This window comes from Pseudomonadota bacterium, assembly GCA_030860485.1.
Classification (GTDB): Bacteria; Pseudomonadota; Gammaproteobacteria; order JACCXJ01; family JACCXJ01; genus JACCXJ01.
Genome location: JALZID010000072.1, coordinates 1 through 7,501, shown reverse-complemented (window position 1 = coordinate 7,501; position 7,501 = coordinate 1). Strand labels below are relative to the sequence as shown.

General features: G+C 64.1%; 6 protein-coding genes. 3 read left to right on the top strand and 3 right to left on the bottom strand.

From position 1 onward, the window contains the following. Positions 1–126 precede the first annotated feature (126 nt). Positions 127–1,056 (top strand): LysR family transcriptional regulator, encoded by a 930-nt coding sequence (locus M3461_04345; protein ID MDQ3773645.1) that lies wholly within the window; start codon positions 127–129, stop codon positions 1,054–1,056. Positions 1,057–1,220: 164 nt separating this feature from the next. On the opposite strand, the gene M3461_04340 is transcribed toward M3461_04345, so the two are convergent. Both M3461_04340 and M3461_04335 read right to left on the bottom strand, forming a co-directional pair. After that, positions 1,221–2,606 carry an extracellular solute-binding protein gene (locus M3461_04340; GenBank protein MDQ3773644.1) on the bottom strand — a complete coding sequence of 462 codons (1,386 nt, stop codon included), beginning with the start codon at positions 2,604–2,606 and terminating at the stop codon, positions 1,221–1,223. Continuing rightward, complete coding sequence (locus M3461_04335) at positions 2,606–3,775, bottom strand: ATP-binding cassette domain-containing protein (GenBank protein MDQ3773643.1); 1,170 nt, start codon at positions 3,773–3,775, stop codon at positions 2,606–2,608. Before M3461_04335 ends, M3461_04340 begins: the two co-directional genes overlap by 1 nt. Positions 3,776–3,988: 213 nt before the next feature. On the opposite strand from M3461_04335, the gene M3461_04330 reads away from it, so the two are divergent. Both M3461_04330 and M3461_04325 read left to right on the top strand, forming a co-directional pair. Beyond that, the gene (locus M3461_04330) at positions 3,989–4,330 is read left to right on the top strand and encodes an HU family DNA-binding protein (GenBank protein MDQ3773642.1); all 342 of its coding nucleotides are present in this window, start codon (positions 3,989–3,991) and stop codon (positions 4,328–4,330) included. Positions 4,331–4,405: 75 nt separating this feature from the next. After that, entirely contained in the window at positions 4,406–5,629 is a 1,224-nt protein-coding gene (locus M3461_04325) for an MFS transporter (GenBank protein ID MDQ3773641.1), read from the top strand. Between the two features lie 568 nt (positions 5,630–6,197). Here M3461_04325 and M3461_04320 read toward each other — a convergent pair. Then, positions 6,198–7,085 (bottom strand): sensor domain-containing diguanylate cyclase, encoded by an 888-nt coding sequence (locus M3461_04320; protein ID MDQ3773640.1) that lies wholly within the window; start codon positions 7,083–7,085, stop codon positions 6,198–6,200. Between the last annotated feature and the right edge of the window lie 416 nt (positions 7,086–7,501).

Below are 7,501 nucleotides of genomic sequence, written 5' to 3'. Positions count from 1 at the left end.
TGCACGCGCCATCGACTACCTCGCCGGGAACGCACGACGCGCACACCCTAAACGGGATCGACAACGTGGGCGGCTGCAATTCGGTCTGGAGCCGATTTTCGCGAATCCTTAACTACATAACCTATGTTGGACGAGCTAACCGACATCGTGGTCTTCGTACGGGTGGTCGAAGCGAAGAGCTTTACCGCCGCCGCGGAGCGGCTTGGGATCGCCAAGTCGGTGGTGAGCAAGTATGTGACCCGGCTCGAGGAGCGTCTCGGTGCGCGGCTCCTCAACCGCACCACCCGGCGCTTGAGCCTGACCGAGGCGGGGGCCGCGCTCTATGAGCGCAGCCGCCTGGCGCTCGAGGAGATCGCCACCGCCGAGCGTTGCGTGAGCCACGTCCAAGCGGCCCCGCGCGGGACGCTGAAGCTCAACGCGCCGATGTCCTTCGGGATCCTGCACCTCGGCCCCGCGCTGCCCGAGTTCCTCACGCGCTACCCCGAGATCACGCTCGATGTGAGCTACAACGACCGCTTTGTGGATGTGATTGAGGAAGGCTATGACGTGACGCTGCGGATCATCACCGCGCTTCCCGATTCCACCTTGGTGGCGCGCAGCCTTACGCCCATCCGTTTTGTGGTCTGTGCCGCACCGCTGTACTTGGAGCGTGCGGGGATCCCCGAAACGCCTGAGGATCTGATCCGCCACAACTGTTTGATCTACACCCTTACCAGCGACAACGAATGGCACTTCGATGGGCCGGGTGGCAAGCGCAGCGTCACGGTGTCGGGAAAGTATCAATCCAACAACAGCCTGGCGATCCGGGATATGCTCCTGGCCGGGATCGGGCTCACGCGTACCCCGACTTTCATGGTGGGCGAGGCGCTCCAGAGCGGGGCGCTCATCACGGTGCTGGACGATTACCCAACCGAGCCCTCTACCCTCTATGCGGTCTACCCCCACAACCGCTATCTCTCACCCAAAGTGCGCGCGTTCGTGGATTTCCTCGCCGAACGATTCGCGCCGCCCGCCCCGTGGGATCGAGGCCCGGTAGTCGGGCCGGATCCCGCTTGAGGTAGAGCTCACTATTATCGGTTGCCCAGGGAGCGCAGCGATCAAGACATCCGAGGTAAATCCCCAAAATTGGGATGGCTTAGAAACTTTCTCCTTTCGGTCTCTCGATCGTTCGCGCTCAATGCCCCGTTGTCGTAACCCGGTTGTTGTAACCAGAACAAGCTTTACCGAGCGCCGCGCTCAAGGCCCATGCCGCGCGCCCGCTCCCGGAGGGTGTGCCGTGGCTCGGCAGCCCTACGACTCATGAGCCAGCGCCGCTTCTCGAGGATGGCATCGGTCTCGACATCGAGGGTCGTGACGGCCTCGTCGATGGTTTGCTCGTGGCGGACCACCGCCTCGGCGGCGCGCTCGATGCCGGAGGCGATGCGCTCCCATTCCGGTATCGCGGGTGTCGATCGCAGGTGTTGCATCTGCTCCCAGAAGCCCGCGACGAGGGGATCGGTTTCCAGATCACCCGCGACCCAGGCGTCCCGCCGCGCGGGCAGATTGCCGGTGACACGATAGAACCGCAGTTGCTGCGCACTATCGCAAAGGTACTCGACCAGCCGGAAGGCCGCCTCCGCATGGGGCGAGCGGCGCGAGACGACCAGGCTCGCACCACCGGCGATCGAGACACCGGGCATAGCCCGACTTAGTCGATTCAATCCGGGTGCCGGCGTCTCCGGTAGAGGCATGGGTGCCGTCCGCCACAGGGCGAAGGACTCGGCGGGCAGGCGGCGGCGCAACTCGCCGATGTTCCACGGGCCGGTGATGAACATGGCGAAACGACCGCGCGCCAGGTCCTGATAGAGATTCGTGATCTGGCTTTGGCCGAGCGCCGGCGCGAGGCCCCGATCGAAGATCCCGGTGTAGAACTCGAGCGCCCGCCGAAACCTAGTGCCGCGAAAGTTCCCATATCGGTCTTGGTCTTTCAAGAGCGACGCGCCGAGCCCCAAGGCCAGGATCACGGGCGGTTCCCATTCGTCCATGGGGAGGTAGATCGCATGAGCATTCCTTCTATCTCTACCGGGACCTGCCTGAGGTGACATGAGCTGTGCCTGGATGCGCTCCATCGCCGTGACCCATTCCGCCCAGTTGCGTGGCGGGGCGCTGAAACCGGCTTCTGCCAGGCGATCCTGCCGGTAGAAGAGCAGGCGCGCATCGACGTACCAGGGGAGGCCGTAGGCGTGACCGTCGAAGACCTGGGTCTCGAACAGTCCCGCAAAGAACCCCTGCCCTGTGACCTCGATCGATCCCGGGAGCCATGCGTCCAGCGGCGCCAGGGCACGCAAGGCCACGAGCTCCGGGAGCCAGGTGTTCCCGAGATGAAAGACATCGGGTAGGGCATCGCCGGCAAAGGCGGTCAGGAGCTTCTCGTGCGCGGCGCTCCACGGGACCTGCTGGACTCGGACACGCAGGCCGGGATGCCGGCGCTCGAACTCGGGGAGGAGCAACTGGACCGCCTCGCCTTCCCGCCCCATGGCCCAGAAATCGATGACGGTCGGTCCGGGCAACGCGGCCTCGCAGGCCGCGAGCGCGGCCAGGAGCGACAGGATCGCAAGATGCCGCATCAGGGCTCTATCGATCCCAGATCGCCGTGACGCAGGCATTCACCGTTCGGTGTAAACAGATAGAGGGACTCGGGACGCACCTTGAGAAACAACTCCGCGTCCCTGTGCGGTCGCTCTGTACTCGGCAGACGCGCGACCACGCGTCCCAGATCGATCCCAATGTCACCGGCCCGCGCGTCGATCGCGACGGCCGGGACCGGAACACCCACCACCCGCCCGTAGACGAGATGCTCGTGGCCCAAGGACTCGATCGCCTCCACACGGACGCGGAGCGACCCCTCGGCCGGGCCCAAACCCAGGGCCTCGGGCCGGACACCGACCCAAAGCGGCGCATCGACGCGCAGTTCGGCCCGCGCCGCTTCCGGTACGCCCACATCGATCGGCCGCTCACCGATCCGGAGCCGCACACCCTGTGGCACGCGCGCGACGACCCGCACCGGGAGGATGTTCATGCCGGGATTGCCGATGAAGCTCGCCACGAACAGGTTGGCCGGGCGGGCATACAGGTCCGCGGGCGCGGCCACCTGTTGCAGGCGGCCGGCAGAGAGCACCGCAACGCGCGATCCGAGCGTCATGGCCTCGACCTGGTCATGGGTGACATACAAGGTCGTGGTCCCGAGGCGCCTGTGCAGCGCCGCGATCTCGGCTCGGATCTGCACCCGCAGCTTGGCATCGAGGTTGGACAGCGGTTCGTCCATGAGGAAGACGCTGGGGTCGCGCACCACCGCGCGGCCCATCGCGACTCGTTGCCGCTGACCGCCCGACAGCGCGCCAGGCATGCGCTCCAGGAGGTTCTCCAAAGCCAGCAGGCCGGCCGTCTCCGCGACCCGGGCGCGCATCTCCGCCTTGGGCAGCTTGCGCATGCGCAAGGGGAACTCCAGATTGCCCCGGACGCTCATGTGCGGATAGAGGGCATAGTCCTGGAACACCATCGCCACATTGCGCCGCTGCGGCGACCAAGAGTTGACGACCCGGCGATCGATCAAGACCTCGCCGGCGCTGGGCGCCTCGAGGCCCGCCGCCATGCGCAGCACGGTGGACTTACCGCAGCCGGACGGCCCGACCACGACCAGAAGCTCCCCCTCGGGGACGTGGAGCGTGAGGTCGCAAACGGCGCGGGCCCCGCCGGGGAAGACCTTCTCGATACTGCGGAACTCGACCTCGGCCATGCCCGCTCAGGGTTAGGTTGTGCCCAGCGCCGCCGCCAGCTCCGTGACCCTGGCGGCGTGACAGCAGGCGTCATTGTACCTCCTCGCCGGCGGCACGCCGGGCCGCAACAAAATCCCGAGGACAGGTGACAAATCGCGGAAGCCGTTAGATACTAAGCGCACCACGCAAACGTTCGGTGGGCGAGTCGGGCGTATCGATTTCGGGAGGGATAGATGGCGGATAACAACGTTAAGCTGAAGGCGATCTCCGAGAGTCAGACCAAGGCTCAGGTCATCACGACGATCGCCGAAGAGACCGGCATGAGCCGGACAGATGTCAAGACGGTACTGACGGCGCTTGCCAACTGTGCCCGGCGGCACTTGATGAAGCGCGGCTCGGGTCAGTTCGTGGTGCCGGAGCTCGCGGTCAAGATCCGGCGCGTGGAGAAGCCGGCGCAGAAGCCACGCAAGGGCCGCAATCCGGCGACCGGAGAGGAAATTACCATCAAGGCCAAGCCGGCGCGCAAGGCCCTTCGGGCGGTGCTGCTCAAGGGCTTGAAGGACGTGCTGGCCTGACCCGGCACGACTCGCCCACCGTGGCGAGTCGGCCCTGCCGGCGCCGGGCGGGTAGCCGGCCCAAGAGGCGCCCGCATGCCGATCGTTCGGGGGCCGTCCCGCGATGGTTCGGAGCGCGATCCGAGGCGGGTGCTCGGTGCGCGCGGCTTGCGTGGTTTTTGTGACGGCCTCATCGCCGTCCTCCTGCCCTTGCACTTCGCGGTACTCGGTTTCGACCCCGGCGGGTTGGGTCTCTTCGCGAGCGCCGCGCTCTCCGGTTCCGCGCTCATGACCCTCGTGGCCGGCCGCTATGCCGGCGGGATCGGCTACCGCCCGGCGTTGCAAGGGGCCGCCGTGCTCATGTTTTGCTCGGGGGCCGCTTTCATCCAGAGCGACGAGCTATGGGTCCTGTGCGCGATCGCCTTCGTCGGGACCCTCAACCCCTCAGGCGGCGATGTCAGTGTGTTCGTACCGATCGAACATGCGGTCCTGGCCGGTAGCGGAAACGTCCACGACCGCCCCGGCTTATTCGCTCGCTACAGCTTTGTCGGGACGGTGGGCGCGGCCCTCGGCGCCCTGGCCGCAGGCCCGGTCGAACGACTGGCGCCCGGGGGCGGCCCCGGGGCGGCGTTCGTTTTCTATGCGTTGGCCGGCGCGTTGACCTTCGTCCTGTACCGCGGCCTCTGCCCTTTCCCCATCCACGCGACCATCGCGGCACCGCTCGGGCCCTCGCGCGCGCCGATCCGCCGCCTCGCGGCCCTATTCTCGCTCGATTCACTGGCCGGCGGGCTGGTGCTCGACACCCTCATCGCGGCCTGGCTGTACCAACGCTTCGAGGCCACGGCGGCGCTCGTCGGGGTGTTTTTCTTCCTGACCCGACTATGCTCGGCCTGCTCCTATTTCGTTTCGGTGCGTCTCGCCGGGCGCCTCGGTCTGGTGCGCACCATGGTGTTCACACATCTCCCCGCGAACGCCTTGCTGGTCGCCGCGGCCTTCGCGCCGGACCTCGGCCTCACGCTCTTGCTCCTGGGCCTGCGCAGCCTCCTGTCGCAGATGGACGTGCCGGCCCGCACCGCCTATGTGATGTCCATCGTGACACAAGAGGAACGCCCGGCGGCCGCGAGCCTCACGGCCGTGCCGCGCAGCTTGGCCGCGGCCTTGAGCCCGGGGATCTCGGGATGGCTTTTGAGTCTCTCACCCTTCGGCTGGCCGCTGGTGCTCGCCGGAGGCATGAAGATCGCCTACGACCTCACCTTGTGGCGGCTGTTCCGACATGTCGAGCCGATCGAGAGCGAGTCGACGAGCCGACACGACCGCTGACCCGATACGAATTGGCGGCATAACGCTGGGCGCCAGGCGCCGCTGTAAGCCGCAGGGAGAACGAGCGGATGCTGGAAGCGGTCGCCTGCACTTTGTTCAGGCGCGGACTCGGTCAGCAGGGCACGGCGTTGAAGCATAATTCGACTCCGGTTTTCTGCATTGCTGGAAAGACTGATGAGGAGAACCGGACGGATGTGCCATCCGGTTCTCTCAACCCCCGGTTCAGAGATCCTAGTCGCCGTCGTCTTAGTTGCTTTCGGCGGCCTTGTACAAGAAGTAGTCGGCCGTGTAAGGCACCAACGCCTTCTTGCCGACGTCCGGTGACTGGGTGCAGCCGGTCGAGGGCACGATCCCTCCAGAGGTATTCAGCCGCTGGATGAAGGTGGTCGCCGTCAGCTTGTGGCCACCGGTTGGTCCGTCTTTGGCTCCAACCTTCTCTCTTCTACCCGACGCGCTTCGTTTGTATAGGCTAACGCCGCACACCGGCGCCCATGAAGCGAGCGCAGCGAGCGGAATGGGCGTTTGTGTTCATGCGCTGGTCAGATGCCATGCATTCTGGGTTAACGGTCTAAGACCGTGGCGCATAAACAACATAACGATTTCCTCCGCCTCTTTTTGCATCATACATTGCTATGTCAGCACATTTGATCAATTGCTCCACACGATTGAGGGGCGGGGCGACATCCGAGATGGCCAAACCGATACTCGCAGAGAGTTGACAGGTGCGACCGTGCACAGCGAGGGGCTGGCCGATGGCCTCAATCATTCGTTGCGCTACCGGCCCCGGATAAGCGGTGCTGGCTTGCAAAATAGCCGCGAACTCGTCACCGCCAAGACGAGCAGCCAAGTCACCGTCTCGGATACATGATGCGATACGCTGAGCCGCTTCACGAAGCACGGCATCACCAGCGTCGTGGCCGAGTTCATCGTTGATGTGCTTGAAGCCATCAAGATCAACGTACAACACCGCCATTCCCGTGCGGGTACGGTTACAGCGCGAGGCGGCACGAGCAGCCTCATCTAAGAATAATGCCCGGTTAGCTAGGCCCGTCAGGCTGTCGTAGGTGGCGAGTTGGACCAAATGCTCTTGAATTTTCTTTTGCTCTGAGATGTCGCGGGCAACTGCGTATAACAGCTCGTTTTCCGGTGTTGCCGCCGGGCAAGTCCAGCCTAACCACGCCCATGAACCGTCTTTCTTCCGATACCGGTTCTCGAAACAACAAACCGTGTCGATGCCACTGGCGAGACGTCTGACTTCATTGACTGTGCGCTCTCGGTCAGCGGGATGAACAAATTCTATGAAGGGTTCGGCAAGTAGTTCCTCGGCAGTCCAGCCCAGCGCTTTCGTAAATGCCGGGTTGACGCGCTTAAAGTAGCCATCCGCTCCGGCGATGCACATCAGATCGATGGAAATTTCAAAGAAAAACTCGAGATGCTCGTTTTGCAGCTTGCTCATGGCACTGTATCATCAAAATCATCCTACATGGTGATCAATCCCTTGGCACTGCCAAACTGTGGGCGCCGTGTGGTCGTCGAAACAGGTACAAGCTTCACAAGGTGCTGTGGGTCTTTCGCGATAATGATCTTCACGGCCGACGGCAGCCTCGTGCGCCGTGAACGTCAGCGGGAGCTTCTCCACCTCCTCGCTACTCCAGGCTCATGCACCAGTCCTAAAACCTCCTGCCGCCTTTAAATAATAGGCTCTTCGGGACAATTTGTGGGTGGTTGCGAGCCTGTGAGGGGCATGGGTGCCTGTGGACTTGTGGATAACATCCCTGTTACCCACAGGGCCCACAGGCCAAGCTGGGGATCTGTGGACAACCTCCCAGTTGCCCACAGATCCGCAGCCCTACAGGAAATGTGATGATAGAA

What these genes read in the sequence shown, in the direction of transcription:
- M3461_04320 (MDQ3773640.1), bottom strand. Translation starts at nt 7,085, where the DNA reads ATGAGCAAGCTGCAAAACGAGCATCTCGAGTTTTTCTTTGAAATTTCC.
- M3461_04330 (MDQ3773642.1), top strand. Translation starts at nt 3,989, where the DNA reads ATGGCGGATAACAACGTTAAGCTGAAGGCGATCTCCGAGAGTCAGACC.
- M3461_04340 (MDQ3773644.1), bottom strand. Translation starts at nt 2,606, where the DNA reads ATGCGGCATCTTGCGATCCTGTCGCTCCTGGCCGCGCTCGCGGCCTGC.
- M3461_04325 (MDQ3773641.1), top strand. Translation starts at nt 4,406, where the DNA reads ATGCCGATCGTTCGGGGGCCGTCCCGCGATGGTTCGGAGCGCGATCCG.
- M3461_04335 (MDQ3773643.1), bottom strand. Translation starts at nt 3,775, where the DNA reads ATGGCCGAGGTCGAGTTCCGCAGTATCGAGAAGGTCTTCCCCGGCGGG.